A 25,805-nucleotide genomic window follows, 5' to 3' on the forward strand; every position below is an offset into this window, starting at 1 on the left:
GGTCGTGCGGTCAAGCCGCGGCTGAGGCAGGGCTGATCCGCACCTGCACGTCGCAGGGACGTGCGAGGTAGGGCGCCGAGGTGACCAGCACGTCCGCGCCCGCCGCAGCATAGGCGGCGGCGTTCTGCGCATTCACGCCCCCCGCGGCCGCAATGATCGGCCGACGCTGTAGCGCCGCGCTGATGGCGATCCGCTCCGCCAGCGTAGCGATCTGGGCAGGCAGAAATTTCTCGGCCTGGATCACGTCGAAGCCGGCCACGGCGGCGGCGACCGCCTGCTCGACCGTGGTGACCTCGATCACGATCCGCTTCTCCGGCGCGCTCCGCCGCAACCGCTCCGCGACGTCGGCAAGCGACGCATCGCCGAGAAACGCCCGGTGCTCCGGAAAGACCAGCACGGTCTCCGACAGGCCGAGCCGATGCATCACCGCGCCGCCAGCCTTCACCGCGGCGACGGCGAACGGCTTGGTGCCGGGGACGTTCTTACGCGTGCAGGCGACCGCAATGCCCGGCCTGATCGCCCGCGCCGCGCCGACGATCGCAGCCGCCCCGGTCGCGACGCCGGACCAGATCTCGATGAGCGTCTGCGCCACCTTCCAGCTCCGCAACAGGCCTGCCGCCGCGCCGTCTGCACGGAGGATCGGAGCCCCCTCCTCCAGCACCGTTCCGCTGCCGGCGAACAGTTCGACATGGCAGCCCGTGAGCTCGATCAACGCCGCCGCATCCTCGGCCAATGCCAGCACCATGCGGCCGCGCGCAGCGAAGTGCATCAGGCCCGGCTCGGCGCCGATCCCGAGCGTCTCCGTCGTCAGGTCGCCATAGGGGACATCGTCGCGGAGCAGCGCTTCGAGATCATTGTGCGTAGCGATGGTCGGCGCGCGCGACATCTGCTCTTTCTCCACAGGCTGCATCCTCTATATAAACCCTGGTCGCTGCCCGTCTCCGATCGCCAGGCCCCGCATGATCCCGCACGATCTTCCTGCCCCCGTTGAGGTCAATCAGCCCCGTCTCGCCGCGATTCTCTATGGACCGGGCGACGATGCCGATGCCTTGCTGGACGCCTTTGCCCAGGAGCTGCTGCGACGGGGCGTCCGGGTCGGCGGCATCGTTCAGCGCAATACGAGAGACGAGGTCGGCAAGAAAAGCGGAATGGACGTGATCGATCTCGGCAATGGCGACACGATCTCGATCTGCCAGGACCTCGGCGCCGGATCGACGGCCTGCAAGCTCGACACCGCGGGCCTTGCCGAAGCCGGCATGGCCGTTCACCGCGCGATCGCAGCCCATGCCGACCTCATCGTGATCAACAAGTTCTCCAAGCAGGAGGCTGCGGGAAGCGGGTTGCGCGGCGAGCTGGCCGACGCGATCACCTCGGGCATTCCGGTACTGACGGCCGTGCCGCAGAAATGCATCGACGACTGGCGGAGCTTTGCGGGCGACTTCGGCACGCTGCTGCAGCCGTCACGTTCGGCGATGGAAACCTGGTGGCTCGGCCTGCGCGCGCGCCACGCATCGACCGGCTGATCGGCGCAACAATTCGGCGCCATGTTCCTATTTGCCGATCATCACATCCGACGACTTGATGACGGCGGAGACGCTGTCGCCGACGGCAAGCGCGAGCTCCTCCACCGCCTCGTTGGTGATCGCCGAGAAGACCGTGAGTCCCGGGGCGAGCTCCACCTTGACGTGGGCGGTGGTCGCTCCCTTTTCAACCGAGATGATCCGTCCCGGCAAGACGTTTCGTGCGCTCAGCTTCACGTGCTGTTCCTCATCGATTGCGCTTCGCTGCTGCCCCAGCATGTAAGCAGAACGTGGGCCCGAACTCAATGACCTATATCAAGAACGATATAGGATTGATGATCCGGCACCGGTTTGCGGCGCCTCGTCGACCTGCGCGATCCGACGGGCATCAGCCGAACTTGAACAGCACGCCGTAGCCGCCGCGCGGATAGCTCCACTCGATGTCGCCGCTGGCCTCGCCGATGACCCGGCAGGTGCCGCATTCGATGCAGCCGTCGACCGTGATCTCGACCTGGCCCTTGTCGTTGAGCTCGTAGCAGCGTGCCGGGCAGGCCTTGAGAAGCGCCTTCAACTGCGGCGTCGGCGTCGTATGCGGACGGACCTTGATATGGGCCCGGCCGGGATCGACCTGATAGCGATTGTAGAACAGCTTGTCTTCGACCCTGACTGCGACGTCCGTGCTCATGTCTGATCTCCCTCGCTTAAGCTGTCTCGTTCATTCACCAATCATCGCCACGCCCGGGCAAACCTGAAGGCGTCGCCGAACAGGCCGGTCCATGACCTTGCATTCACGAAGGAGCGCACGGTGCTGCTCTCTTTCTCCTTCTTCGGCGTCCCGTCGACGCGCACGAAGTTCTGCATCGCCTTGGAGACGAGCTGCGGATAGGTCAGGAAGAAGTTCTGCGACTGGTTGTGCAGCAGCGCCGGCATGTCCTTGTATTTCTTCAGATCCTTGATGACGAAGGAGTCCTCCAGCATCTTCTTGTAGAGCGCGAGGTTCTCCTTGGTCATCGGATCACGGCGCGACTTCACCTGGAAGATCGCCTCGGCCGCGATGCGCCCCGAGGTCATCGCGAGATTGGAGCCCTCGCGGTGAACGGCGTTGTTGAGCTGGGCGGCATCGCCGACCACGACCCAGCCATCGCCGCAGAGCTGCGGGATCGCGTTGTAGCCGCCTTCGGGAATGAGATGCGCCGAGTACTCCTTGACTTCCGAGCCCTCGATCAGCGGCGCCACCGACGGATGCTGCTTGAACCGCTCGAGCAGGCCGTAGGGCGTCTCGCCGGTCTTCTGGAAGTCGGAGACGAGGCAGCCGATGCCGAGCGAAATGCACTCCTTGTTGGAGTAGATGAAGCCCATGCCGGTCATGCCGCGGGAAATCGTACCGACGGCCTCGATGACGGCGCCCTCGTCGCCCTTCAGGTTGAAGCGCGCCTCGATCGTTTCGCGCGGCAGGAAGTGCATCTCCTTGACCGCGAGCGCGACGTTCTCCGGCTTCGGTCGCTCGCGCAGGCCGGCGCGGCTCCCGAGCAGGCCGTTGACGCCCTCCGCCAGCACGACGACGTCGGCATGGATCTCACCATCGCGTCGATCGGTCCTGACGCCGATCACCTTGCCATAGGCGTCCTGCGCCAGCTCGGTGACGGTGGTCTCGCACAGCACGGTGGCGCCGGCTTCCTTGACCTTGGACGAGAACCACTTGTCGAACTGGGCACGGATGATGGTGTAGCGGTTCGGCTTCTCCTCGTTGAAGTCGTCCGACTTGTAGTGCAGGCCGACATGCGACTTGTCGTCGAGCATCCAGAAGCGCTGCTCGACCAGATGGCGTTCGAGCGGCGCTTCCTCGCGGAAGTCCGGAATCAGCTTCTCCAGCATGTCGGCGTAGAGGATCGCGCCCTGCACGTTCTTCGAGCCGGAATACTCGCCGCGCTCGAGCTGCAGCACTTTCATGCCGCGCTGAGCCATGGTCAGCGCAGCCGCATTGCCGGCCATGCCGGCACCCACGACGATCGCGTCGAAACGTTCCTCGATCATTGCCCTGCTCCCTCTCTGGTGCCTAGCTTGCGATGCGATCGCGCGAATGCGGCGACAGACGCGCACGGAATGCCTCCGTCAGCGCAGGCAGCAGCCGGATCGCGTCGGTGACGATGCCGACATGCGCGAAGTCGAAGATCGGCGCGTTCTTGTCGGTGTTGATGGCGACGATCAGATCGGCGCCCTCGACACCGACCCGATGCTGAATCGCGCCGGAAATGCCTGCGGCAATATACAGCTTGGGCCGGATGGTCTTGCCGGTCTGGCCGATCTGCCGATCCGAGGACACCCAGCCCTTCTGCACCAGCGGCCGGGAGCAGCCGAATTCGGCGCCGAGCACCGACGCGAGTCCCTTGACGAGCTGGAAATTCTCCGGCGAGCCGAGCCCGAGCCCGCCGGCCACGACGATGTCGGCATAGGCGAGATTGGACTTGGCGGAATCGCGATCCGGAATGAAGGACAGCACCTTGGTGACGATATCTTCCTCGACGAGACCGAGCTTGTGCTCGATGACGCGGCTCGCGGGCCTCTCGACGCGGTCCGGCATCGGCATCACCCGCGGGCGGACGGTCGCCATCTGCGGCCGGTAGTTCAGCGTGTAGATCGTGCAGAGCAGCGAGCCGCCGAAGGTCGGCCGCGTCGCGGCCAGGGAGCCGTCGGCATCGACGTCGAGCTCGGTGCAGTCGGCGGTCAGACCGGTGAGCAGGGTCGTCGCGACGGAGCCCGCGAGGTCGCGGCCGAGCGTGGTCGCGCCGAGCAGCAGGATCTCGGGCTTGTAGGTGTTGACGACGTCGGTCAGCGCCTTGGTGTAGGCTTCGTTGCGATAGTCGGTGAGAACGCTGTCCGCGACGATATAGGCGAGATCGGCGCCATAGCAGAACGACTCCGCGGCAGCATGCTGCACGGCGTCTCCGGGAGGACCGATCACGACCGCCGCGAGATCGACCTTCAGCTTGTCGGCGAGCTTGCGTCCGGCGCCCATCAGCTCCCAGGACACCGGGTGAACCTGGCCGCGCTCCTGTTCGATGAACACCCAGACGTGCTTGTAGGCCTTGAAATGCTCGGGCAGCTCCTTCTTGGTCGCGGCGCGACCGGCTGCGGCGGGCGGTGCTTTGGTGGGTTCGCTCATGATCGTCGTCCCTTGGTCCGTCAAAAGCCGTCTGGATCAGAAGCCGTGTGCTGACGTCGTCAGCTCGGCCTCGAGCTTCGGCTGCCGCTTGAACAATTCCTCGATCAGCGCGTCGGCCGGCGCACGGTTCGAGAAGTCGACCATGGTCGCCTTCTCCGCCCGGGCCGACGGCGCGAAGACCCGCTTCACGATGGTCGGCGAGCCCTTCAGGCCGCACTTCGAGATGTCCTCGACGCCGGCGTCCTTGGCGCTCCAGGTCACGATCTGAGCGCGCGCCGCACGGAGCGCATCGGCCATGGCGCCGCGGCGGATCTCGTTGGTCGCCTCCAGCATCGTCACCAGGCACGGCAGCCTGGTCTTCAGCACCTGAACGCCGCCCTCGGAGCGACGCTCGGCTTCGATCGTGCGCGCGACGGGATCGACCTCGTTGATCTTCGCCACATAGGTCAGTTGCAGCAGGCCCAGACGCTTGGCGATGCCCGGGCCGACCTGCGCGGTGTCGCCGTCGATCGTCTGCTTGCCGGTGAACACGATGTCCGGCGCTCCGAAGGTCTCGCTGATCTTGCGAATGGCTGTCGCCAGCGCATAGGTGGTCGCCAGCGTATCGGCGCCGGCAAAGAAGCGATCGGTCAGCAGCACGGCGCGGTCGGCGCCGTAGGTCAGTGCCCGGCGCAGCGAGTCTTCGGCGGACGGCGGCCCCATCGTCAGCACCGTCACCTCGCCGCCGAACTTGTCGCGCAGTTGCAGCGCCGCCTCGAGCGCGAACAGGTCGTAGGGGTTGATGATGGTCGGCACACCCTGGCGCATGATGGTGTTGGTCACCGGATGAACGCGGATCTGCGCGGAGTCCGGAACCTGCTTGATGCAGACGACGATATGCATGCGATCACTCCGGGTGTGTAGGCCTGCGATCAGGACAGCAATTGTCGTACCAGTTTCGGCCGCGATGATTATCGGCACGGATTCAACACCTTGGCGCATGAACCTGAACTGCTTCTGATAACTCGCCGCCGAGGTCCGACACGTCGCAAGCAACACGCGTCGGGAATGCGACAGGACTTTGAGAGCGCACCGCTCGCCTGAAAGCAGAAGCGCCGCCAGTGGTGCTGGCGGCGCTTCTGGGAGCGATCGTTAGTTCATGCGTTACTTGAGCGTCGTCAGCGACACGAATGGCTTGGGAGCCGGCTTCGGCGGCGCCACCGCCTCCTTGAGCACCTTGAACACCCGCTGATCGAGCGGCGTCGAGACGAGGAAGTCCTGATAGGCCTTCTCGAGGTACGACTTGCAGCGGGCTGCGACGTCCTCATTGGAAACGCCGGAGAAGTCCTCGCTGACGAGGTACTGTCCCATCCGGCGGAGGATATGCAGCCTGCAGACGTTGAGGACCTTGGGATCGTAGTCGACACCGAGCAGCTTGAAGAATTCCTCGGCAGCAGAGGTCTGCTTCAGTTGGTCCAGAACGTTCGGCGTTGCCACAGTCATTGCTTTGCTCCTTGACTCGAAATCGGATCAACCTCGCACAACGAGGTCGGCGCCGGAGGCGGCGGTCCCTGGCGCACCTTCTGCCTGATGTGAGCGAGCTGCGCTTCGAGAAACTCGATCCGGTCCAGCATCACGGCAAGGGCCTCACCCACCGGATCCGGCATCAGATGATGATCCAGATCGATGCGTCCGACGGTCCGCCGATGGGTGAATTCAGGCCGCACCACCTTGGCAGGGATGCCGACCACGGTGACGTCGGGCGGCGTGCTCTGGATGACGACGGAGTTGGCACCGACGCGGGTCCGCGGACCGATCGTGATCGGGCCGAGAATCTTGGCGCCGGCGCCGACGACGACACCGCTGTCCAGCGTCGGATGCCGCTTGCCTGGCGACCACGACGTGCCGCCCAGGGTGACGCCGTGATAGAGCGTGACATCATCGCCGATCTCGGCAGTTTCACCGATCACGACGCAGGCCCCATGATCGATGAAGAAGCGGCGGCCGATCTCGGCGCCCGGATGAATGTCGACATTCGACAGGAAGCGTCCGAGCCACGACAACAATCGTGCCGGAAAACGCCAGCCGCGAATCCACAGCCGATGCGCCAGGCGATGCCAGATCAGCGCGTGAATGCCGGGATAGGTCAGCAGGGTCTCGATTTCGCTGCGCGCCGCCGGATCGCGCGAGCGGACACAGCCAATGTCCTCGCGGATCAGGCGGAGCAGCGAGGGCCGGCTCGCCTCGACGACGATCGGCTTTGCAATGGGGGTATCGACGATGTCGCTCATGATCAGGCAAAGCTCGCCAGCGGGTGATCGCAGACTTCGCGCCAGATGGCCGCAACGGCCTCTTTCGGCACCGGCCCCTTGTGAACGACGGCATGCCTGCGCACGCGCGCCAGGATGTGCCGAGCCTGGTCGGCGCTCGCCGGCAGGCGCAGATCCGACAGCAGCGAGGTGATCGCCGACAGCCCGGAATGCTTCCCGATCACGATCCGGTTGGAGCGGCCGAACAGCACCGGATCGAGCGCCTGGTAGGTGCGCTGATCCTTCAGCAGGCCATCGACGTGAATGCCGGATTCATGGGTGAAGACGTGCTCGCCGACGATGGCCTTGTTGAGTGGAATGGCGCGCGCCGCAGCGGCCGCCACGACATTGGCGACGTGATCGAGTTCGGCCAGCACGATGCCGGTCTCGCGCCGGTAGAGCTGCCGCAGCGCGACCGCGACCTCCTCCAGCGGAGCATTGCCGGCGCGCTCGCCGAGGCCGATCACGGTGACCGATGCATGGGTCGCGCCCGCCTTGACCGCCGCCAGCGTGTTGGCGGTGGCAAGACCGAGATCGTCATGGCCGTGAAACTCGATCTCCAGGTCCGTGGTCGCGCGCAAGGCGCCGACCAGAGCTGACGTCGCGTCCGGATCGAGCACGCTCAGCGTATCGGCGACGCGGAAGCGCCGGGCGCCGACCGACTTTGCGGTCGCGATCACCTCGGCGAGAAAGCCGACATCGGCGCGCGAGGAATCCTCACCGCCGACGGCAACGGCCAGTCCGCGGCTCCGCGCATAGCCGACCACGCGCTTGAGCAGTTCCAGCGCGGCACTGCGGCTGCCGCCGAGCTTGGCGGCGATCTGCACGTCGGATGTCGGGATGGAGACATTCACCATCGAGACGCCGGCCGCGATCGCCGCATCGACATCCGCCTCGCGCATCCGGCACCAGCCGATGATGGTCGCGGGCAGACTGGCCTCGACGATCGCCCTGATGGCAGCGATCTCGTCGGCCCCCATTGCCGGCGTGCCGGCCTCGATCTCGGGAACGCCGGCTCGCGCCAGCGCACGGGCGATCGCGACCTTCTCTCCGAGAGCGAAGGCGACGCCCGGCGCCTGCTCGCCGTCGCGGAGCGTGGTATCGTTGAGGATGACCCGGGGCATCGGGCTCCCCGAGACCGCGCTCCCGTTGGCAGAGCCGGCATCTCGGGCATTCCTGGACCCGCGCTGTCCGGAGACGTCTGGCATTCACTCGCTCCGTCGCAACCTGTGTGTGGCCGCCAGAAGCACGACGCTCCGTTGCGGCCTGCCATTCACTCAGCAACGGCCATGCCACCGCCGGACACCACGCCAACCAATTGAATATCCGATTGTTTTTCCAACGTCCCGGATTGTCGGATTCGTGACAGCGTCGGACATCGAACGTCGATGCGGAGAGACATGCCAGCGCCGCGCCTGGACCGCGCGGCGACCAAGGCTGCCGTCAGGCGTGGCGCCTGCGGCGCAGGTGGATGACGATGTCGATCCGCTCCATGCCGTAGCCCGGCAGCGGCTCGGGCAACTGCTCGAACGCGACCTGTTCGGGCACGTCGACGAGCTCGCCTTCGTCCTCATAGAAGAAGTGCGGATGCACGGTCGTATTGGTGTCGAAGAATGATTTCGAGCCGTCCACGCCGATCTGCCGCAGCAGTCCGAGCTCCACGAACTGGTTGAGGGTGTTGTAGATGGTGGCCTGCGAGATCTTCATGCCCGAAGCAACGGCAGCGGCATAGAGCGCGTCGGCGGTGATGTGGCGGTCGCCGCCGCCGAACAGAATCCGGCTCAGTTGCTGACGCTGCTGGGTAGGACGCAACCCGGCCCGACGCAGCGCGTCCTCGCATCGACGCATCAGGATCTCGCCAGCTTCGCAAGTCTCCGCCTGGGGACAACGTCCGCTGTCGGAGTTGCACGGGAATCCAAGCTGGCTGTCCAACAACATCGTCACGGTCCTCGAACTCACATCGCGGCGCCCGCCGCCTCCTGCAGCGCCACCTCGCGTCGCCGTTCGGCCATCCGGCTCTCGCCGCTCTCCTCGCCAAAACAAACTTCGAAGTCGTTGCACTGGGTACAGACCGGCGTCGTGCACATCACGAAGCCATCGTCCTCGCACAGCATGCGGTAGAAGAAGCGCTTCCAGCGCATGTTTCTGGCGTTGCGGCTCGCCAGCGGCGCGAAGTGGCGCATCAGCAGCCGCGACAGCTCGGACCGCTCGCGCAGGCCCAGATCTTCCCAGAGATGGTTGGGCTCCATCGCGCGACGCGCCACCATGGCCGCGAGCCAGCGGCCGACCTCGCCGTCCGTGGAGCGCTGCGCGGCGAGCAGATCGCGGACCATCGTGATCTCGTCGTCGTCTGGCGCGGCCACGGCCCCGGTGAACGGCAGCCATGAGGAGTCGATCGAGGCTGCCGGAAACAACTGCGCCAGCAGTGCAATCAGCTCGACGGTCGAAAGGCCGGCGCGCTCCGCCAATACGCCGTGCTCCATCGCCGCGACAGAGAGGATCGATGCGATGACGTGACGGTCGAAGCCGATGTCGCTGTCGATCAGCGCGTCCTCGGGATCGACGCCGGTCAGCAGGCGGTAGATCTCGCGGCCGTGATGCCGCTTGTCCTCTTCGAACGAGCCGCTGCGCGGCGACTTTTGCAGGCCGGCAGCAACGGATTCCGAGACGCCCACGATTGCGATGGTCATAGCGCGATCCCCTGCCGCCATGTCGACGGGACATGCGATGAGGTACCGGCCTTCCGACGGGAGGAAGGCCGGTACCAAGACTGCTTAAGCCGTTGCGGCGAGATCGGCGGCAGTCTTTCCGATTTGGCTCTCGTCCACGGCCTTCATGATGCCGTGCTCCATCAGCATGTCCTCGAGCTCGTCCATCGTGATCGGCGTCGGGATGATGCCCTTGCCGCCGTTGTTGTGGATCTTCTGAGCCAGCGAGCGGTAGTGGCCGGCCTGGACCGAGTCCGGCGCGTATTCCAGCACGGTCATGCGGCGCAGCTCGGCGTGCTGCACGATGTTGTCGCGCGGCACGAAGTAGATCAGCTGCGTGCCGAGCTTCTTGGCCAGCGCCTCGGCAAGCTCCAGCTCCTTGTCGGTCTGGCGCTCGTTGCAGACCAGGCCGCCCAGGCGCACGCCGCCGGAGTTGGCATACTTCAGAATGCCCTTCGAGATGTTGTTGGCGGCATACATCGCCATCATCTCGCCGGACATCACGATGTAGATCTCCTGCGCCTTGTTCTCGCGGATCGGCATCGCGAAGCCGCCGCACACCACGTCGCCCAGCACGTCGTAGGACACGTAGTCGATGTCCTCATAGGCGCCGTTCTCCTCGAGGAAGTTGATCGAGGTGATGACGCCGCGGCCGGCGCAGCCGACGCCCGGCTCCGGACCGCCGGACTCGACGCAGCGGATGTCGCGATAGCCGACCTTCATGACCTCCTCAATCTCGAGGTCCTCGACGCTGCCGGCGGCGGCGGCCAGGCTGAGAATGGTGTCCTGCGCCTTGGCGTGCAGGATCAGACGGGTCGAATCCGCCTTGGGATCGCAGCCGACGATCAGGATCCGATGACCCATCTCGGCGAGCGCCGCGAGCGTGTTCTGCGACGTCGTCGATTTGCCGATGCCGCCTTTGCCGTAGAATGCGATTTGTCGCAGTGATGACATTCTGCTCTCCATCAACCGATTGCCTATGTCGCGCCCGCGCTGTTCGCGAGGCGTGACCGCGTCCTCTCTGTGTCCGAACCGGCAGACGGGTTGTTGGGAAGGAGAGCATCGCTCGTCCGAAGCGTCGGCGTGCACTCAGCCCTCAACCATTGCCTGGGCCCAGTTTTGCAACGGCTGTGCCAGCACGCGCACGGCGTCAAAAACAGTCATGATTTAAAGGAGATGCGGAGCATTCCGTGCGCGATGGCGGGTTGTTGCAAACCCGACATCGGAATGCTTCGCAAGATGCGACGACGCGCGGTGCTGTCCGAAACGACACAACGGCGGCGACTTTTCAGCCGCGCGGCGCCCGGAACGAGATTTGCTAGGTCCTCTCCGCAGCCCTGCGGCACAGACGCTGACAACGTTGAGGAGGATGCAATGCAGATCGGAGTGGAGACGGCCAAGGCCGTGGACCAGCGGCGCGTGTTCGTGATCGACGACGACGAGATCACGCGCGCGGCCCTGCAGTTCATGTTGCACGACGAGATCGAGACACATGAATTGGCGACTCCGGAGGAGGCGTATGAGAAGGGCGTCGACTGGTTGGCGCCGAACGTGGTGCTGCTCGGGGTGTCCTTCCTGAAGCAACGCGGACCCGAGCTCGTCCGCGAGATCCTGGCGAAGTTCAAGGGCGTGCGGATTCTGATCGTGACCGCCAAGGCGGACGAGGCGATCGCGATCGAGGGTCTCAAGGCCGGCGCGCATGGCGCCGTGGTCAAGCCGCTCACGATCGAGTCGGTGCGCAAGAAGGTCGACACCATTCTCGGCCGCGCCGGCGGCGCGCAGCTCGTCCAGCTCGGCGGCGCCTGACGTGACGACCGTCGTCTTCTACGAGAAGCCGGGCTGCGGCACCAACGCCCGGCAGAAGCTGATGCTGACGCGCGCCGGCCACGATGTCGTCGCCAGGAATCTCTTGACCGAGCCCTGGACCGGCGAGCGGCTGCGTGCGTATTTCGCCGGGACTCCCGTCTGGGCCTGGTTCAATCCAGCCTCGCCGCGCGTGAAATCAGGAGAGATCGAGCCAGAGACGATCGAAGCCGTCGCGGCCATCGACCTGATGCTCGAGGATCCGCTGCTGATCCGCCGGCCATTGATCGAAGCCGGCGGCCAGTGCTGCGCCGGCTTCGATCGTGAACCCGTGATCTCGCTGCTTCGGCAGTGCGACGATCTGGACAACGTCCAGGGCTGCACGCGTCCGGAGGCGTCGACACCTTGTCCGGAGCCGCGCTGAGCGGCTCCGGTCAGCACGTCAGCGTTTCAACACCATGACCAGGCGATCGACACGCTTGCCCTGCTTGAAGTGGGATTCGACGATCTCGTCGATATCCTCAGCGGTGGTCGGCCGATACCAGACGCCGTCCGGATAGACCACCATCATCGGTCCGGCGCTACAGAAGCCGAAGCAGCCGGCAGCGGTGACGCCGATGTCCGTCAACCGCTGCGCCTCGATGGTCTTGGTCAGCCGGTCCCACAGCGGCTGCACGCCGAGCGCGCCGCAGCTGCCGCGCGGATGTCCGGGCGGGCGCTGCGTCAGGCAGACGAAGGCGTGGTGTTTGTAGAGCTGCGGAATCTCGAACGCGTCATCCGCCTCGGCGACATCGGCATCGCTCATGACGCAGGCGCCTTGATGCCCTTGTCGGCGAGCAGTGTCGCGAGCTCGCCGGCCTGGAACATCTCGCGCACGATGTCGCAGCCACCCACGAACTCGCCCTTCACGTAGAGCTGTGGAATGGTCGGCCAGTTGGAGAACTCCTTGATGCCTTCGCGAATGAAGGGATCGGCGAGCACGTTGACGCTCTCGTACGCCACGTCGAGCTTGGCCAGGATCTGCGCCACCGCGGCGGAGAAGCCGCATTGCGGCGCGGCCGGCACGCCCTTCATGAACAGCACGACATCACTGCCGTCGATCAGCTTCTGAATGCGTTCGGATGTCGACATGGACTGGATCCTTTCCCTGAATGCGACCGATCAGCCGGGCCGCAACGATCACTTCGGCAATGACGTTTCGAGCGCCAGCGCGTGCAGCACGCCGCCCATCTGGCCCTTGAGAGCCGAATAGACCATCTGATGCTGCTGCACCCGGCTCTTCCCAGCGAAGGCCTGTGAGGTGACGCGCGCCGAATAATGGTCGCCATCGCCTGCCAGATCCTCGATCACGACAACGGCATCCGGGAACGCCTCCTTGATCAGACGCTCGATATCCGTTGCTGCCATCGCCATCGCTGCTGCTCCGCTGGATTGATGACGGCATCATGCAAGCTCCGAACCAGTCATTTGCGCGCCGCAATCGCCGGCTCGCCGGCATCTGACGACGTGTCCACGCCAAATCGCGCAAGCGTCGCGTCGTGTTTGCGACATCGGCCGCGGGGCGGCGAGGAAGCGGCGTTCAAAATCCAACATCGGCCCGTTCTTCCACCCGCCTCGTGCCGGCTTCGACACTGCTGCGCCCGCGCGAAAACGGTCCGTGTCTTGCAGTGATTTGATCGAGGTCAATGCAGATGCTCGAACTCGTCAGCGAACCCGACACGATCAACTTCGGCGATCTGCCGCAAGAGATCGATGCCCTGTTGCAACAGGGCGTGGCGGCGTACCGCCGCGACCACGCGCAAGCGGATCGGCTGTTTCGCCAGGCGCTGGCGGCCGCTCCGCAGCAGCTTCCGACCTACTTCTGCCTATATAAGATTCACACCTATCAGGGCCATCTCGACGAGGCAGAGGCGGTCGCCGAGCTGGGCCTTGCCGAAGCGGCGCGCCAGGCCGGCTGGCCACGTGATTGGCGGCATTGGACGCCGCATGATCCGCTGCCGGACGGCGCCGGCCGCTTCGCGCTCTACACGCTGAAGGCCCTCGCCTTCATCCACCTGCGCAAGACTGATTCCGAGGGTGCAGCCGAAATGCTCGCGGCGCTGCGGCGACTCGATCCCACCGGCGCCGTCGGATGGCCGGTCGTCGCCGCGCTGGCCGAGGGGCTCGGTCCGGAATGAGGCGACGCCATGCACGAGCGAAGCGAAACATGACTCGAATTGCAACGACCATCCCCCGGTGCGAACCAGGATCATGAGAGGAACCAACGCATGATGACCATGCACGCCCCGCCCCCTCCTTCCCCGGCGCAGACCGCCGTAGCGACCGGCTCCCAGAGTGCAGCCGAGAGCGTGATTGCGGCGTTGCGAACGGTCTATGACCCGGAGATTCCGGTGAACGTCTACGATCTCGGGCTGGTCTATCGGATCGCGCACGAGGGCGGCGGCGCCGTCGAGATCGACATGACCCTGACGGCGCCCGGCTGCCCGGTCGCGAGCGAGATCGTTCGCATGGTGGAGGACGCCGTGCAGGCCGTCGACGGCGTCGCATCGGTGAAAGTCACGCTCGTGTTCGAGCCGCCCTGGGACAAGTCGCGCATGTCCGAAGAGACCGCGCTGGAGCTGGGTTTGTTGTAACGCGCGCCAACCGCGCAACGGAAGCAGGAGCATCACATGCCTACGGAGAGCACGATCAAGCTGACCGCCAGCGACGGCCATACCTTTCAGGCGTTTCGTGCCGATCCCACCGACGCGCCGAAGGGGGCGATCGTCGTCCTGCCGGACGGCGCTGACGCTGCCGGCAGGCTACGCAAGATCGCCGATGCCTTTGCGGCCAGCGGATATGTCGTGATTGCGCCGGAGCTGTCACCTCCTGCGGCGATCGAATCGACGGTGGAGGGCGAGCCGGCCAAGTCCGTGCCGGATCCGGCAACGCCGCTGCTCGCCGAAGTCCAGTCGACCGTCGACAGCGTCAAGGACTGCGGCAAGGTGGCGGTAGTCGGCTTCGGCGCCGGCGGCGGTCTGGCCTATGACGCGGCCAACCGCGTCTCCGGCGTGGCCTGCGCGGTGAGCTACTACGCGACAGGTGTCGTCAATGCGGCCGGCGCCAAGCGCAAGATTCCGACCCTGCTCCATTTCGGCGAGGCCGACATCGTCGTGCCGTTCGCGGAGGTGACCATGTTCCGCGCCTATCATCCCGAGGTCAGCGCATTCTCCTATCCGAATGCCGCGCATGCGTTCGACGGCAACGGCGAGACCTATGATGAATCTGCAGCCGCGCTGGCACATGAGCGGACACTGGCGTGGATCTCGCAATACGTCGTCGGCCAGCCGCCGATCACGCTGAAGAATGCCGGCGCCTACGCGCTCGCCAAGACCGACAAGAAAAAGAAGAAGAAGGCCGACGACGACATGGGACCGCCGACCGATTGAGAATCCGATGGAGTGAGAGCGTCGCGATGCTGCCGACCACCATCCTGATCGACGAGCGGCCACGTTGCGTGGTGCGCCCCAACGACACCAAGGATCTCAACCGCTTCATCCGCAACGGCAAGCCTTTTCTGCTCGCCGAGCATCCGGACGGCAAGATCACCCACCGCAACGCCAGCGGCACCGAGCTGGTCCAATGGCAGAACGCGCTGGCGCTGCACCGCGCCTGGGGCGGCGACGACGAGAATTTCTTCGGCGTTCCGTTGTATTAGTTGGGTACTAGTTGTGGTCCGATGGACTACAAGAACCTTCGGATCACCTACAAGCTCGCTGCGCGATACAGCGCCCTCTCCCCTTGTGGGAGAGGGCATGCAGGACAGCGCCGCAGACTCGGTTGGGTGAGGGGTCTCTCTCGCCGGGCGCCACCTCGCAGAGAGCCCCCCTCACCCGACCAAATATGTGGAGAGGCCGGCGATGCCCTCTCCCACAAGGAGAGAGGGCCCATTCTTGAGCACCGCGGCTTACCTCTCAGCTCACGGTCGCGCGGCCCGCGCGTCGTGCGGATTGCCGGCCTGGTTGCGCATCCAGTCGGCAAGCTTGGTCATCGCGGCGTCGACATCCTGGCGGGCCTCGATGTCGCTGACGGTCTCCTCGAGCGCGCCGCGCATGCAGAGCAGCCAGGCGTCGCGCTCGGCATTGCCGATGGGAAAGCCCATATGGCGCTGACGCAGCCGCGGATGCCCCTTCTCAGGTGAATACAGCTTCGGGCCGCCGAGCCATTCCGAGAGGTATCGCTTCAGGATGTGCTTGATCGGCCCAAGATTGGTGCCGTGCATGTCGCGGATGGCCCTCGCCTCGGGCAGAGTATCCATCCGGTGGTAGAACGACTCGACCAGACGATCGACCACGACGGCGCCGCCAATTCGTTCATAGGGCGTGACGACCGGTCCCGCTTCTGAAGTCCCGGTCTCTGAAGTCCCAGCATCCGCCATCGGTCGTTCCTGTCTCTACTCGTCCAAGCTCGGCTGCAGGATGACCTCAGCCGGCGCCCCCGGGCCCTGCTGGTCCACGAGCTCCAGCGCATCGACACGCGACAAACCGCCGCCACTGTCCATCAGCACGATAGCGTCCTTCGGCATGCTGGCAAGAGCCTCGATCAGCTTGGCGACAGTCACGGTCCCTCCCGCTCACGCAGCGTCGTGCGCGGCCACAGGCGCGCCGGTCTCGTCGAAATTCAGCGTCACCGGATCCTCGTCGAGCATCACGATCTCGGCCCGGCTCAGCGCCCCATTGGCATGGTAGCTGTAGCAGTGCGTGAGCTCGATCTCGCCATAGACGATCTTTTCGAACCCGGTCAGTACGCCGTCGGCATCGAAATAGCCGCGGATGAACGTGTTCCGGTTCGAGAGCTGCTCCGGCGCGATCGCAGTCACCAGCCGCAGCGGCAGCTTGACGCCGGTGTACGAGACGAAGAATCGACACGCCTGTCCCGCATCCGCGCTCATGCTGCCGCTCGCATCGAAGGTCACACCGCCGCCGTCACGAGACGGCTGCGGTCTTCAGGGCCTCGATCTGGTCACGGTCGACCTTGAACACGCCGCGGCCTCCGGCAAAGGTCTGATAGGCCTTCATGCCGATCGCAGCACTCAACTTGTCGAACCATTGCTGTGGCGTCAGGTCCCCGGGGCGCTCGCTGATCTCGGCGACAGTGCCGTCATTGGCGAAGCGGACATGCAGCGTCAAATTGTCCATGGTATCCTCCTCTTACAGGCCTGAACCGAAGCCGAGCAGCTCGATCTTGACGTTCTCGGTGCCAAGGATGGTCGCCTGGCAGGCGAGGCGCGACTTCGAGCCGACGCCGACGATGGTGTCGAGCTTCTCGTTCTCGAGCTTCGTCACCTTCGACACGCCCTTGCGTCCCTCCTGCAGGAAGATGTGGCAGGAGCCGCACTTTGCCTGGCCCTCGCATTTGTGCTGGATCTCGACCTCAGCGCCGAGCAGCGCTGCCAGAATGGTGGTGCCCTCGCCCACCTCGATCGTCTTGCCGGAGGGCATGACCGTCAGAGTTGCCATTGAATGTCTCCTTTGCTGGGTTGAGTTCAACTGGTGTCAGTAGATCGCGGCGCCCGCCCCGACATTGACCGAGGCGTCCTTCATCGTCGCAACGATGAAGGCGATCTGGTCCGTGGTGAGATGGACGTGGAACGGCAGGGCCACCACACGATCGGCCACCTTCTCCGTCACGAGATAATCGCCACGGCGATAGCCCATGTCGAAATAGTGTCGCTGCAGATGCAGAGGATTCGAATAGGCCACCGCCTCGACCTGCTCGACCCTGAGATCCTCGACGATCGAGTCCCGGCTCGACTTCGAGAACCGGGTGCCGAGATGGACCTGGTAGAGGAACCAGTTCACCTCGGTGACATCTGGACCGACATAGGGATCCTTGATGCCCTCGAACGACTGCACCTCGCTGTAATAGATCTGCTCGATCAGCTTGCGCCGCTCGAGGATCTCGTCGATCCGCCTCAGTTGCGCCAGCCCGAGCGCGGCGGTCACGTCGCTCATCACGGCCTGGTGCGACGCGCTGCTGCTGACCACGACCGATGCGCGCTCGTCGAGCCGGTGCGACCGGTGCCGACGCACGGCCACCGCGATGTCGACGTCGTCGGTGACGACCATGCCGCCCTCGCCGCAGGTCAGCGCGAAGGGCTGCGAGAAGTCGAACACCGCGGCCGTACCGAATGTGCCGACCAGCGCCCCCTTGTATCTCGAGCCGATAGCCTCGGTCGAATCCTCGATGACAGGCAGTTCGTGGGCTTTCGCGATCGCCTGCAGCTCAGACCATTTGGCCGGGTGGCCGTTGGTGTTGCCGGCCAGGATCGCCTTGGTGCGCTCCGTGATGCGCGCCTCGATCTTGCTCGGGGCCAGCGTGCCCGAATAGTAGTCGATATCGGCAAACACCGGCTTGGCGCCGGCGATGCTGATCGCATGCGCGATCTCGCGGAACGAATACGACGACGCGATCACCTCGTCGCCGGGCCCGATCCCCATCGCCTTCAGAATCAGCAGCAGACCGAGCGTTCCGCTCGGGACGGCGATGGCATATTTGCGCCCGAGATAGGCGGCGAACGTTGCCTCGAACTCCTCCACCAGCGGACCGCAGGACAGCCGCGGCGAGCGAAGCGTCGCCTCGACCGCCGCGATCTCCGCCGTCGTGATGTCGGGATCGGACAGCGGGATGAAGTCGGAGCCAACCGGCGTAAGTTCGGTCTCGTCCTGCTCCTGTCGATCCGCATCGTGCACCAGAACGGGATTGATCATGATCAGCTCCGCCGGGCGAGGATCAGGCCGGTGGCCTTCGCCGGATCGTCGGTGACCCCAGCGCAATGTTCGCTGGCGTCGAGCAGATGCAGATCGAACGCCGGATAGCTGCGGAACGGCGCCTCTGTCACGTCGGAGGCATCACACCGCGTCAGCGCCAGCTTGGGAAACCGACGGCGCAGTTCGCCGAACGCCGCGCTGCCGGCATCTGGTCCGGTGAGGACCTGCTCGATCTCATTCAGTTCCTGCTCGGCAAGCGCCATGCCACCCGTCCTCTTTGCTACTGCCAGAATATCCGCTCGGGATCGGCGTTCAGTTCGTCAACCGCCGCGGTCAACCGCCGATGCACGCTGTGCAGCTCCCAAATCCCCCGACCGTGATCTCTCCAGAACAGCTTCCACATTGCGTTCGCGGCGTCATGACGCAGCAGCGCGACGTCGATCACCCCGCCGTCCTTGTCGATGTTGCGCGAGCAGCACGGACTCTGGACGTGATAGCCCTCAGTCGCCGGCGACACCGTCGGCTCGACGTAGCGATAGCGCTTGCGCGACTTCAGCGCGCGTTCGATCCGCTTGCGATCCAGTTCGTTGGGATGCGCAGGCAGGACGACGCTGGGCTCGAGCGCGGCTGCGATCATGGCAGAACATCTCCCTAGACCGGGACGATCTCCTCTTCGAGACAGCCCACGACGAGCTGCTCGCCGAACTCGACGAGATAGATCGGCATGTTCGCCTCGGTGTGAGTGCCGACCTGGACGATCTCGCCCAAGTCGCCGACACCGACGAGCTTCGCCTCGGCCGGCGCGTTCGGGAACGAACCGTCGTTGACGAGATCGATCAGCGCCTTCACGCGTTGACCCCATTGATATCTAGGCAGACGTGGCTCGATCATGATCTGGTTGCTCCCGGCAGCGGCAGCTCGTCCTCGGCCTCCCCGCGGGGAACGGTGGATTCGAGCTCCTTGCGCTTCATGCCGACGCGGTTTCCGCTCTCGAGAAACTCGACGCCGTAGATGTAGAACTGCTGCAGGAAGGTTCCGATCGAGACGACGTAGCCGACCTCGCCCTTCTTCGCGAGGATCTCGCCGATCTCCTTGCCTGCATAGGTGCCGTCGTTGCGGATCGTACGCTTGGCCTTGACCTTCTCGCCGAACGCGAAATACGGCGGCGCGGACAGCTCCACGACCTCGCTGTCACGAACGATGTTGCTCATGCCGGTTTCTCCATCGCAGCTCCGGAACGATTGTCGAGCCGGCCGCGCGCCATCTCCTGCACCAGCGGATCCTCGTCGCGCGCCAACTCGGCGAGCTCACTGAGCGCGATCCGGCTCGCAACCTCGTGACGCACACGCCAATCGGCGTCCTTGCGCATCGCGGTGAGAAGATCAGGCACGAGGCGCTCGGCGATCTCGAGCCGTACCCGTGGATCGGGGTCGCTGATCATGCCGAGCAGCCAGTCGCTCGGGATGCGCCGCGCGACGACGCGGCGGACCTCGGCCTCCGGGTCCCCCATCATGCGGCCGAGCACAGACGGCACGATGCGGCGCGCCACGACGAGGCGGACGTAATAGTCGTCGTCCATCATCATCGGCATCAGGTCTTCCGGATCGAGCACGGTCGCGATCCGAATGCGGACCTCGCGATGCGGATCATGGCGCAGCCGCAGCACCAGCCGCTTCGGCAGCCGCCGCGCGGCGTTCCAGCGCACCGTCTCCTCGGGATCATCGAGCAGCGGCGGCAGAAAGAACGGGCTGGCATGCTTCGCCGCGATCGCACGAACCTCGAAGTGCGGATGCTTGACGTAGCCGTTGGCGAGCGCCGGATTCCAATTGAAGAAGCGGTCGATGCGACGGGCGTAGCGATCGTGCACGCAGGCGTGCCGAAGGCGACATCCGCCGGATGCGTTGAGCGGCGCGTGTTCGCAGCCCGCGCAACTGATCTCGTTGCCCTGCCAGTCGATGGCCTCGTCGATGTCGTCATTCATCGTCGAGCTCCACCCGGTCGACCACCTCGAGCAGGACGCGTGCGCCGATCTTGTCGCTGGGATCGAGCTCGAGCAGCTTCTGCACCGCAAGCCGTCCCTCGACGAGATTGCCGAGGCGCATCTGCAAATAGGCGTATCCCTTCAAGGTGAACATGAAGAAGCGCGGCAGCATGTTGTCATAGCTGCCGAACTCGGCATGACCGGCGCGAACGTCGCGCCAGTGCGGTGGCAAGCGGTTTTCGACGGCCGCCTTGGCGAGGCACCGCTTGGCGATCCGCAGCGCGTCAGCGAGCCGTCCCTTGTAGAAATAGAAGCGGTAGAAGCCGATCAGGACCGCCGCATGCCCAGGCGCTAGCGCGTCCGCCTCCTTCAGATGCGTCTCCGCAACCTCGTCGAGATGATAGCTCTGGCCCGCCTGCCACAGATGATACTCGGCTTCCTCCGGCAGGCCGCCGCCGAGCAGCGCGTCGGCGAGCAGCGCGTCCTCGATGGCAGTCTGAGAGCTGGGCCGGGCATCGGTGGGCATGGCGAGCTGTCCTAGTGCTCCAGCGCCTTCAAGGCATGGGTCGAGCACGAGACCTGTTTCGGATCGTGAAACACGAGGCCGGTCTGCGTCGCGGTATCCGCGAAGTCGATGGTGACGCCGTCCAGCAGCAGCCGGCTCTCTGCCGGCAGGAACAGCCTGACGCCGTCTCGCTCGACCACCGCATCGCCGGGCTGGGGTGCGGCGAGGACGCTGATGTCGGCGGCGAGCCCGGAGCAGCCGCCGGGAGAGACGGCGAGCCGGAAGCCGGAACCCGCAGTGCCGTCGGCCCGCAGCATCATGCGCATGAATTTCTGCGCGGCCGGCGTGAGCGTGAAGTTCATCTCGGTCTCCCTCAAGCCGGCGGCTGGTAGCGCGGGAACGAATTGTCGATCACGCAGGTGTTGTCGACCGGGCAGACCGCCGCGCATTGCGGCTCGTCGAAATGGCCGATGCACTCGGTGCACTTCTTCGGATCGATCACGAAGGTGCCGTTCTTCTCCGAGATCGCCACGTTCGGACATTCGGGTTCGCAGGCCGAGCAGCTCGTGCACTGCGAGGCAATGATCTTCAAGGTCATCAAAGGCTCCTGTCGAAGGGACCCGGCGGCGGGATCGCGCCGCCGGGGTCTGATGTCACGCCGCCGAGATCAGGGCGCCCTGGCGAATCTCGGCGTCGCCGCGCACGACGTGCTGGATCTCGCCGCTGTTCACCTTGTCGAGATAGCTCTTGAACCAGGCGATCGCGGACTTCTCGATGAACTCGTGCGCGAACTGGTCGACCGGCTCGATGCCCGCCGCCTGCAGGTCGCTCTTCGGGCAGCCGCCGATCTTGGCCACGAACACCGCATGGCAGTCGTTGATGGCGCGGATGACGGTCTCCAGGCTGTCCTCGTCGCCATAGCCGCCCTGGCAGTACAGGTCGACGCGGCGGTGACCAACGAACTTGGCACCGGCCGTGGAGAGCTCGTAGACCTGGAACTCCTTGGCGTGACCGAAATGCTCGTTGATCAGGCCCGAGCCCTTGGTCGCGACCGCGATCAAGAGCTTGATGTCGCTCGACTGGCCGGCGAGCGAGGCGAGCTCTTCCTGCTTCGCCACGACCTTGGCGACGCGCTCGCTCTCCACCGCCTCCTGATAGGCCTTGCGGCTGTCGATGTCGTAGTTCACCTCCATCGCCATGATCTTGTCGGTGGTGAACTCGGCCGAGCGATCCTCGCCGAGCAGGCCCACGGCGTCGGCGCGGCACTGGCGGCAATGCCGCATCATGTTCATCTCGCCTTCGCACTCGTCCTGCAGCGCCTTCAGCTCCTGCGCCGTCGGGCCGCGCTGGCCGGTCAGGCCGAACACCGTGCCGTGCTCCGGCGACGAGATCAGCGGCATGATGTTGTGCAGGAACGCGCCGCGCGATTTCACCGCCTTGTTGACCTCGACGAGGTGCTTGTCGTTGACGCCCGGGATCATCACCGAGTTGACCTTGCAGAGGATGCCGCGCTCGGTAAGCATCTCCAGGCCCTGCAGCTGGCGATCGGTGAGCAGCTTGGCCGCCTCGACGCCGGTGTAGCGCTTGTGCTTCCAGAACACCCAGGGATAGATCTTGGCGCCAATTTCAGGGTCGACCATGTTGATCGTGATCGTGACGTGATCGACGTTGAATCCGGCGATGGTGTCGACATGGTCGGGCAGCGCGAGGCCGTTGGTCGACAGGCAGAGCTTGATGTCCGGGGCGGTCCGGGCGATCAGCTCGAAGGTCTTGAACGTCTTCTCCGGATTGGCGAGCGGATCGCCGGGACCGGCGATCCCGAGCACGGTCATCTGCGGAATGGTCGAGGCGACGGCGAGCACCTTCTTGGCGGCCTGCTCCGGCGACAGCTTCTCGCTGACCACGCCCGGACGCGACTCGTTGGCGCAGTCATATTTGCGGTTGCAGTAGTTGCACTGGATGTTGCAGGCGGGCGCGACCGCGACATGCATGCGCGCGTAGTGATGATGCGCCTCCTCGCTGTAGCAGGGATGGTTCTTCACCTTCTCCCAGATCTCCGGCGGAAGGTCGTTCTCGCCTGCGCCCGAGCCGCAGCTCGCCTTGCCGCTGCCGCCCGAGGTGCCGCAACCCTTGTGTTCCGCGATGGTCTGCATCACCGAGCTCAGCTTGTCGCCGTCCGGTATCGTCGCCTGTTCGTGCTGCACTGACGCGTCCATGTCCGCTCCTTACGTTGCTGGCGAGCCGCAAACCGCCTTGACGATGGTTCAGCAACTCGCGTGCCACGCTGCGGAAGCGGTCATTTCGCCGGACTATCAACGTGTTAGTGAAATGATTGCGCCTGTCGCCTTGCCAACATGCGAGAGGCTCGCGATCGCGCGGATGTTAGAAACGTTACAGACTCGGCCAAGGCCTCAAGCCGAACAGCAAGACAGCGCGGCATGCGACCGCGCTGTCCGATGATCCGATCGATTGGTTGTATTCAGCCGCCGATGATGATCTCGGTGGCGCGGACCAGCGGAATCGCGATCGGCGTCAACCGCTCGGCGATGAAGAACTTCAGCTCGTTCTTCGACAATGAGTCGGGCTCGACCAGGACGTAATGCTCGGCGCCGGAGCGCTTGATCACCTGGCGACCATAGGTGCGCAGCAGCTGGTCGTTGAAGCGGCAGCCGATGAACAGGAAGCTGCGGTCGGTGCGCCGGTCCTTGACCGTGTCGGGTATCGGCGTCTGGATGTCGATGTCGGTCAGCACCTCGACATAGTCGGCATCGGTGATCAGGAAGTTCTTGGCCGGCGTGATCCCGCCATGCGGCTTGTAGAGCAGCGTGGTCCAGCTTGCAGCCTTCTCGCGATCGCTCTCGGCGCCCGCGGCGTCATAGAAGCGATACCAGCGGTCCTCGCCGATGCCGGCACGGGTGATGCCCTGCACCTCGCCCCAGTCAGTACGTCCAGCCAGCGCCGTCCGCATGGCGCCGTCATACCAGCTGTCGACGATCATCGGCAGCGGCAGCGACGCCAGATGCTGCTGCAGCGGTGTCGGCGCGACCGGCGCGGCAAAGGCTTCAGCCATCAGCGCCGTCACCGTCGAGCGGTGGCGCGTGCTCTCGATGTGCTGGGCTGAAGCCCACGCATTGCCCTTGGCGCGGCGCGGCAGCGCCACCTTGGTGCCGAAGAACGCGGCCAGCGCTTCAGGATTCATCGGCACGTCGGCGCCGGACTGCTCCGACACGGCGGGACCGAGGAACGGGACGACCTTGCCGGCCTTCAGTCCGGCGACAACGTCCTTGAGCAGGGCCTCGGCATCGGCCTGCTTGACGATGTCGATATGAGGAAGCGGCGCGTTCATCACTCGTCCCCTTCGCCACCGCGCTTGCGCGCATTGATCGTGATCGGCAGCCGCGTGTCGGCGGCCATCTGCGGCAATTCCAGCACCCAGCCATTGGCGATGCGGATCCAGCCGCCCCACAAGGACTCGTGCTCGGACTCGACGATGGGCTCCTCGAGGTCCTTTTTGGGGACGTAGATCGACAGGCCCGTTTCCGGCGAGCGGCGGATCATGACTTTCATTGCGTGAGCTCCGTGGATCGAAGGGGGTCCGCCGATTGCGGAGGATGATGCTGCAGCCAGGCCGGCGAGGTCTCGCGCAACCTGGCGACGATATCGGGCAGAATCTGCAGCACGCGCTCGATGTCCTCGGTCGACGTGTCGCGCGACAAGGAAAAGCGGACGGCGCCGCGCAGCAGATCGGCCGGAACGTTCATCGCGCGCAGCACATGCGACGGCTCCATCGAGCCGGACGCGCAGGCGGAGCCGAGCGAAGCCGCGATGCCGGCCTGGTTCAGGCGCATCACGATCGGCTCGCCTTCCAGATGCTGGAAGGCGATGTTGGAGGTGTTCGGCAGGCGATGGTCCGGATCGCCGAGCACGGCGCAATGGCCGACGCTCTGGATGATGTCCTGCTCCAGCCGGTCGCGCAGACTGCGCACCCGGCCCTGCTCATCGGCCAGATGTCGGCCAGCGAGCTCGGCCGCCTTGCCGAGCCCGACGATCGCGGGCACGTTCTCGGTGCCGCCACGTCGCCGGCGCTCCTGCGGGCCGCCGCGCAGAAGCGGCACGAACGGCGTGCCCTTTCTGACATACAGCGCACCGATGCCCTTGGGACCGTGCAGCTTGTGGCCCGACAGCGACAACAGGTCGATATCGGCGCTCTTCAGATCGATCGCGATCTTGCCGACCGCCTGCACGGCGTCGGTGTGGAATAGCGCGCCGGCCTCATGCGCGAGCTTGGCCAGCTCGGAAACCGGAAACAGCGTGCCGGTCTCGTTGTTTGCCCACATCACCGAGGCGATCGCCGTGCGCGGCCCGAGCGCGCGCCGGTAAGCCTCCAGATCGAGGCGGCCGGCGGCATCGACGCCGATCAGATGCACCGCGACGCCCCGCTTGTCCCTGAGGTATTCGACGAGCGACAGGATCGCGGGATGCTCCACCGCCGTCGTGACGATCTCGTTCCGGCCCTCCTGCGCGTCGAGCGCCGACAGGATCGCGGCATTGTCGGATTCCGTCCCGCCCGAGGTGAAGACGATCTCGTGGTCGAAAGCGGCGCCGAGCAGCGTCTGCAGGCTCTTGCGCGCCTGCCTCACGGCCCCGGCGACCTCGCTGCCGAACGCATGCGAGGACGACGCATTGCCGAACTGGTCCGTGAAGAACGGCAACATCGCGGCGACGACCTCGGGATCCGCGCGGGTCGTCGCGTTGTTGTCGAGATAGACCGGGCGCAAGACCGCTCCTTAATGCCGCGCCTTGGCTGCGCCGGCCACCGGAACGAGGCGAACGAACTCGCCGAGCTTTTCGATCATGCGCGCCTGGATGCCTTCGAGCGTCGCGCTGGCGAGCTTGCAGAAAATACAGGCGCCGGCGAGCTTGACCATGATCTTGTTGCCGTCGATCTCGACGAGTTCGCAATCGCCGCCGTCGCGCTTGAGATTCGGACGGACCTCCTCGATCACGGCCCGGATGATCCGCTCGCGCTCGCTCATCTGCGACGGCGCTTCGACGATGCCCTGGGATTCGACCAGCATGGTTTCACTT

The 25,805-nt window shown here is 65.2% G+C and carries 41 protein-coding genes; 7 read left to right on the forward strand and 34 right to left on the reverse strand.

The features are described from left to right. Window positions 1-10 precede the first annotated feature (10 nt). Window positions 11-886, reverse strand: coding sequence for a ModD protein (gene modD, locus QW845_RS22115; protein ID WP_315803654.1), 876 nt, complete (start codon window positions 884-886; stop codon window positions 11-13). A 73-nt stretch (window positions 887-959) separates the two neighbouring features. On the opposite strand from modD, the gene QW845_RS22120 reads away from it, so the two are divergent. Beyond that, window positions 960-1,523 (forward strand): DUF2478 domain-containing protein, encoded by a 564-nt coding sequence (locus QW845_RS22120; RefSeq protein WP_315803655.1) that lies wholly within the window; start codon window positions 960-962, stop codon window positions 1,521-1,523. Window positions 1,524-1,550: 27 nt separating this feature from the next. On the opposite strand, the gene QW845_RS22125 is transcribed toward QW845_RS22120, so the two are convergent. From QW845_RS22125 to nifH, 11 genes are all read right to left on the reverse strand, one after another. Further along, window positions 1,551-1,757: a molybdopterin-binding protein gene (locus tag QW845_RS22125; protein WP_315803799.1), complete on the reverse strand. Its 207-nt coding sequence runs from the start codon at window positions 1,755-1,757 to the stop codon at window positions 1,551-1,553. A 151-nt stretch (window positions 1,758-1,908) separates the two neighbouring features. Beyond that, a complete protein-coding gene (locus tag QW845_RS22130; RefSeq protein WP_172112536.1) occupies window positions 1,909-2,205 on the reverse strand; it encodes a ferredoxin family protein in 297 nt (98 codons plus the stop codon). Window positions 2,206-2,246: 41 nt separating this feature from the next. Beyond that, complete coding sequence (locus QW845_RS22135) at window positions 2,247-3,554, reverse strand: FAD-dependent monooxygenase (protein WP_315803656.1); 1,308 nt, start codon at window positions 3,552-3,554, stop codon at window positions 2,247-2,249. 22 nt (window positions 3,555-3,576) lie between these two features. Continuing rightward, window positions 3,577-4,683, reverse strand: a complete 1,107-nt coding sequence (locus QW845_RS22140) for an electron transfer flavoprotein subunit alpha/FixB family protein (RefSeq protein ID WP_315803657.1) — start codon at window positions 4,681-4,683, stop codon at window positions 3,577-3,579. Between the two features lie 36 nt (window positions 4,684-4,719). Then, a complete protein-coding gene (locus QW845_RS22145; protein WP_315803658.1) occupies window positions 4,720-5,565 on the reverse strand; it encodes an electron transfer flavoprotein subunit beta/FixA family protein in 846 nt (281 codons plus the stop codon). A 261-nt stretch (window positions 5,566-5,826) separates the two neighbouring features. Further along, a complete protein-coding gene (gene nifW, locus QW845_RS22150) occupies window positions 5,827-6,165 on the reverse strand; it encodes a nitrogenase stabilizing/protective protein NifW (protein ID WP_315803659.1) in 339 nt (112 codons plus the stop codon). Further along, window positions 6,162-6,953 carry a serine O-acetyltransferase gene (cysE, locus tag QW845_RS22155; protein ID WP_315803660.1) on the reverse strand — a complete coding sequence of 264 codons (792 nt, stop codon included), beginning with the start codon at window positions 6,951-6,953 and terminating at the stop codon, window positions 6,162-6,164. Before cysE ends, nifW begins: the two co-directional genes overlap by 4 nt. Window positions 6,954-6,955: 2 nt before the next feature. Further along, entirely contained in the window at window positions 6,956-8,095 is a 1,140-nt protein-coding gene (nifV, locus tag QW845_RS22160) for a homocitrate synthase (RefSeq protein ID WP_315803661.1), read from the reverse strand. A 319-nt stretch (window positions 8,096-8,414) separates the two neighbouring features. After that, window positions 8,415-8,909: a Fur family transcriptional regulator Irr gene (gene irr / locus QW845_RS22165; RefSeq protein WP_315803662.1), complete on the reverse strand. Its 495-nt coding sequence runs from the start codon at window positions 8,907-8,909 to the stop codon at window positions 8,415-8,417. A gap of 17 nt (window positions 8,910-8,926) precedes the next feature. Continuing rightward, window positions 8,927-9,661, reverse strand: a complete 735-nt coding sequence (locus QW845_RS22170; RefSeq protein ID WP_315803663.1) for a nitrogen fixation protein NifQ — start codon at window positions 9,659-9,661, stop codon at window positions 8,927-8,929. Between the two features lie 84 nt (window positions 9,662-9,745). Then, a complete protein-coding gene (nifH, locus tag QW845_RS22175; RefSeq protein WP_315803664.1) occupies window positions 9,746-10,633 on the reverse strand; it encodes a nitrogenase iron protein in 888 nt (295 codons plus the stop codon). Between the two features lie 420 nt (window positions 10,634-11,053). Here nifH and QW845_RS22180 point away from each other — a divergent pair, with 420 nt between their 5' ends. After that, a complete protein-coding gene (locus tag QW845_RS22180; RefSeq protein ID WP_315741025.1) occupies window positions 11,054-11,485 on the forward strand; it encodes a response regulator transcription factor in 432 nt (143 codons plus the stop codon). Then, window positions 11,379-11,906 (forward strand): ArsC/Spx/MgsR family protein, encoded by a 528-nt coding sequence (locus QW845_RS22185; RefSeq protein ID WP_409997947.1) that lies wholly within the window; start codon window positions 11,379-11,381, stop codon window positions 11,904-11,906. The genes QW845_RS22180 and QW845_RS22185 overlap by 107 nt, the downstream gene beginning before the upstream one ends. Window positions 11,907-11,924: 18 nt before the next feature. On the opposite strand, the gene QW845_RS22190 is transcribed toward QW845_RS22185, so the two are convergent. The 3 genes from QW845_RS22190 to QW845_RS22200 are packed head-to-tail and all read right to left on the reverse strand — an operon-like array spanning window position 11,925 to window position 12,895. After that, entirely contained in the window at window positions 11,925-12,287 is a 363-nt protein-coding gene (locus tag QW845_RS22190) for a (2Fe-2S) ferredoxin domain-containing protein (RefSeq protein ID WP_315803666.1), read from the reverse strand. After that, window positions 12,284-12,613 carry a Grx4 family monothiol glutaredoxin gene (grxD, locus tag QW845_RS22195; RefSeq protein WP_315803667.1) on the reverse strand — a complete coding sequence of 110 codons (330 nt, stop codon included), beginning with the start codon at window positions 12,611-12,613 and terminating at the stop codon, window positions 12,284-12,286. The genes QW845_RS22190 and grxD overlap by 4 nt, the downstream gene beginning before the upstream one ends. A 48-nt stretch (window positions 12,614-12,661) precedes the next feature. Beyond that, a complete protein-coding gene (locus QW845_RS22200) occupies window positions 12,662-12,895 on the reverse strand; it encodes a BolA/IbaG family iron-sulfur metabolism protein (protein ID WP_006609694.1) in 234 nt (77 codons plus the stop codon). Window positions 12,896-13,167: 272 nt separating this feature from the next. Here QW845_RS22200 and QW845_RS22205 point away from each other — a divergent pair, with 272 nt between their 5' ends. The 4 genes from QW845_RS22205 (at window position 13,168) to QW845_RS22220 (ending at window position 15,179) form a co-directional block, all read left to right on the forward strand. After that, complete coding sequence (locus tag QW845_RS22205; protein ID WP_315803668.1) at window positions 13,168-13,659, forward strand: hypothetical protein; 492 nt, start codon at window positions 13,168-13,170, stop codon at window positions 13,657-13,659. Between the two features lie 93 nt (window positions 13,660-13,752). Further along, on the forward strand, window positions 13,753-14,115 hold the full coding sequence (locus tag QW845_RS22210) for an iron-sulfur cluster assembly protein (protein ID WP_315803800.1): 363 nt from the start codon (window positions 13,753-13,755) through the stop codon (window positions 14,113-14,115). Window positions 14,116-14,151: 36 nt separating this feature from the next. Next, a complete protein-coding gene (locus tag QW845_RS22215) occupies window positions 14,152-14,910 on the forward strand; it encodes a dienelactone hydrolase family protein (RefSeq protein ID WP_315803669.1) in 759 nt (252 codons plus the stop codon). Window positions 14,911-14,936: 26 nt separating this feature from the next. Then, window positions 14,937-15,179 (forward strand): hypothetical protein, encoded by a 243-nt coding sequence (locus tag QW845_RS22220; protein ID WP_315803670.1) that lies wholly within the window; start codon window positions 14,937-14,939, stop codon window positions 15,177-15,179. A gap of 261 nt (window positions 15,180-15,440) precedes the next feature. On the opposite strand, the gene QW845_RS22225 is transcribed toward QW845_RS22220, so the two are convergent. The 19 genes from QW845_RS22225 to QW845_RS22315 all read right to left on the reverse strand — a co-directional run bounded on the left by QW845_RS22225 (window position 15,441) and on the right by QW845_RS22315 (window position 25,795). Then, on the reverse strand, window positions 15,441-15,899 hold the full coding sequence (locus tag QW845_RS22225) for a group II truncated hemoglobin (protein WP_315803671.1): 459 nt from the start codon (window positions 15,897-15,899) through the stop codon (window positions 15,441-15,443). 15 nt (window positions 15,900-15,914) lie between these two features. Then, the gene (locus QW845_RS22230; protein ID WP_315803672.1) at window positions 15,915-16,082 is read right to left on the reverse strand and encodes a hypothetical protein; all 168 of its coding nucleotides are present in this window, start codon (window positions 16,080-16,082) and stop codon (window positions 15,915-15,917) included. A gap of 12 nt (window positions 16,083-16,094) precedes the next feature. Next, window positions 16,095-16,412: a DUF6156 family protein gene (locus tag QW845_RS22235; RefSeq protein WP_315803673.1), complete on the reverse strand. Its 318-nt coding sequence runs from the start codon at window positions 16,410-16,412 to the stop codon at window positions 16,095-16,097. Between the two features lie 34 nt (window positions 16,413-16,446). After that, window positions 16,447-16,659, reverse strand: a complete 213-nt coding sequence (locus QW845_RS22240; RefSeq protein ID WP_315803674.1) for a hypothetical protein — start codon at window positions 16,657-16,659, stop codon at window positions 16,447-16,449. Between the two features lie 12 nt (window positions 16,660-16,671). Continuing rightward, window positions 16,672-16,980, reverse strand: a complete 309-nt coding sequence (locus QW845_RS22245; protein ID WP_315713113.1) for a 2Fe-2S iron-sulfur cluster-binding protein — start codon at window positions 16,978-16,980, stop codon at window positions 16,672-16,674. A gap of 36 nt (window positions 16,981-17,016) precedes the next feature. Then, entirely contained in the window at window positions 17,017-18,231 is a 1,215-nt protein-coding gene (locus QW845_RS22250; RefSeq protein ID WP_315803675.1) for a DegT/DnrJ/EryC1/StrS family aminotransferase, read from the reverse strand. A gap of 2 nt (window positions 18,232-18,233) precedes the next feature. Continuing rightward, the gene (locus QW845_RS22255; RefSeq protein WP_315803676.1) at window positions 18,234-18,494 is read right to left on the reverse strand and encodes a hypothetical protein; all 261 of its coding nucleotides are present in this window, start codon (window positions 18,492-18,494) and stop codon (window positions 18,234-18,236) included. 17 nt (window positions 18,495-18,511) lie between these two features. Further along, complete coding sequence (locus tag QW845_RS22260; RefSeq protein WP_315803677.1) at window positions 18,512-18,868, reverse strand: DUF3024 domain-containing protein; 357 nt, start codon at window positions 18,866-18,868, stop codon at window positions 18,512-18,514. Between the two features lie 14 nt (window positions 18,869-18,882). Continuing rightward, window positions 18,883-19,122, reverse strand: a complete 240-nt coding sequence (locus QW845_RS22265; RefSeq protein ID WP_315803678.1) for a nitrogen fixation protein NifZ — start codon at window positions 19,120-19,122, stop codon at window positions 18,883-18,885. Continuing rightward, complete coding sequence (locus QW845_RS22270; protein ID WP_315803679.1) at window positions 19,119-19,442, reverse strand: nitrogen fixation protein NifZ; 324 nt, start codon at window positions 19,440-19,442, stop codon at window positions 19,119-19,121. The genes QW845_RS22265 and QW845_RS22270 overlap by 4 nt, the downstream gene beginning before the upstream one ends. Then, window positions 19,439-20,212: a 4Fe4S-binding leucine-rich repeat protein gene (locus QW845_RS22275; RefSeq protein ID WP_315803680.1), complete on the reverse strand. Its 774-nt coding sequence runs from the start codon at window positions 20,210-20,212 to the stop codon at window positions 19,439-19,441. Before QW845_RS22275 ends, QW845_RS22270 begins: the two co-directional genes overlap by 4 nt. Next, entirely contained in the window at window positions 20,205-20,738 is a 534-nt protein-coding gene (locus QW845_RS22280; RefSeq protein WP_315803681.1) for a hypothetical protein, read from the reverse strand. Before QW845_RS22280 ends, QW845_RS22275 begins: the two co-directional genes overlap by 8 nt. Before the next feature lie 11 nt (window positions 20,739-20,749). Then, window positions 20,750-21,079 carry an iron-sulfur cluster assembly accessory protein gene (locus tag QW845_RS22285; RefSeq protein WP_315803682.1) on the reverse strand — a complete coding sequence of 110 codons (330 nt, stop codon included), beginning with the start codon at window positions 21,077-21,079 and terminating at the stop codon, window positions 20,750-20,752. An 11-nt stretch (window positions 21,080-21,090) separates the two neighbouring features. Continuing rightward, a complete protein-coding gene (locus QW845_RS22290) occupies window positions 21,091-21,315 on the reverse strand; it encodes a YfhL family 4Fe-4S dicluster ferredoxin (protein ID WP_006609676.1) in 225 nt (74 codons plus the stop codon). A 55-nt stretch (window positions 21,316-21,370) separates the two neighbouring features. Beyond that, a complete protein-coding gene (gene nifB, locus QW845_RS22295; RefSeq protein WP_315803683.1) occupies window positions 21,371-22,933 on the reverse strand; it encodes a nitrogenase cofactor biosynthesis protein NifB in 1,563 nt (520 codons plus the stop codon). Between the two features lie 263 nt (window positions 22,934-23,196). After that, window positions 23,197-24,063, reverse strand: coding sequence for an SIR2 family protein (locus QW845_RS22300; RefSeq protein WP_315803684.1), 867 nt, complete (start codon window positions 24,061-24,063; stop codon window positions 23,197-23,199). After that, window positions 24,063-24,284, reverse strand: a complete 222-nt coding sequence (nifT, locus tag QW845_RS22305; RefSeq protein ID WP_315713133.1) for a putative nitrogen fixation protein NifT — start codon at window positions 24,282-24,284, stop codon at window positions 24,063-24,065. Before nifT ends, QW845_RS22300 begins: the two co-directional genes overlap by 1 nt. After that, window positions 24,281-25,495, reverse strand: coding sequence for a cysteine desulfurase NifS (nifS, locus tag QW845_RS22310; RefSeq protein ID WP_315803685.1), 1,215 nt, complete (start codon window positions 25,493-25,495; stop codon window positions 24,281-24,283). The genes nifT and nifS overlap by 4 nt, the downstream gene beginning before the upstream one ends. Before the next feature lie 9 nt (window positions 25,496-25,504). Beyond that, window positions 25,505-25,795: a NifU family protein gene (locus QW845_RS22315; RefSeq protein ID WP_315713137.1), complete on the reverse strand. Its 291-nt coding sequence runs from the start codon at window positions 25,793-25,795 to the stop codon at window positions 25,505-25,507. Window positions 25,796-25,805: the final 10 nt, after the last annotated feature.

This window comes from Bradyrhizobium sp. SZCCHNS3002, assembly GCF_032377435.1.
Taxonomy (GTDB): Bacteria; Pseudomonadota; Alphaproteobacteria; order Rhizobiales; family Xanthobacteraceae; genus Bradyrhizobium.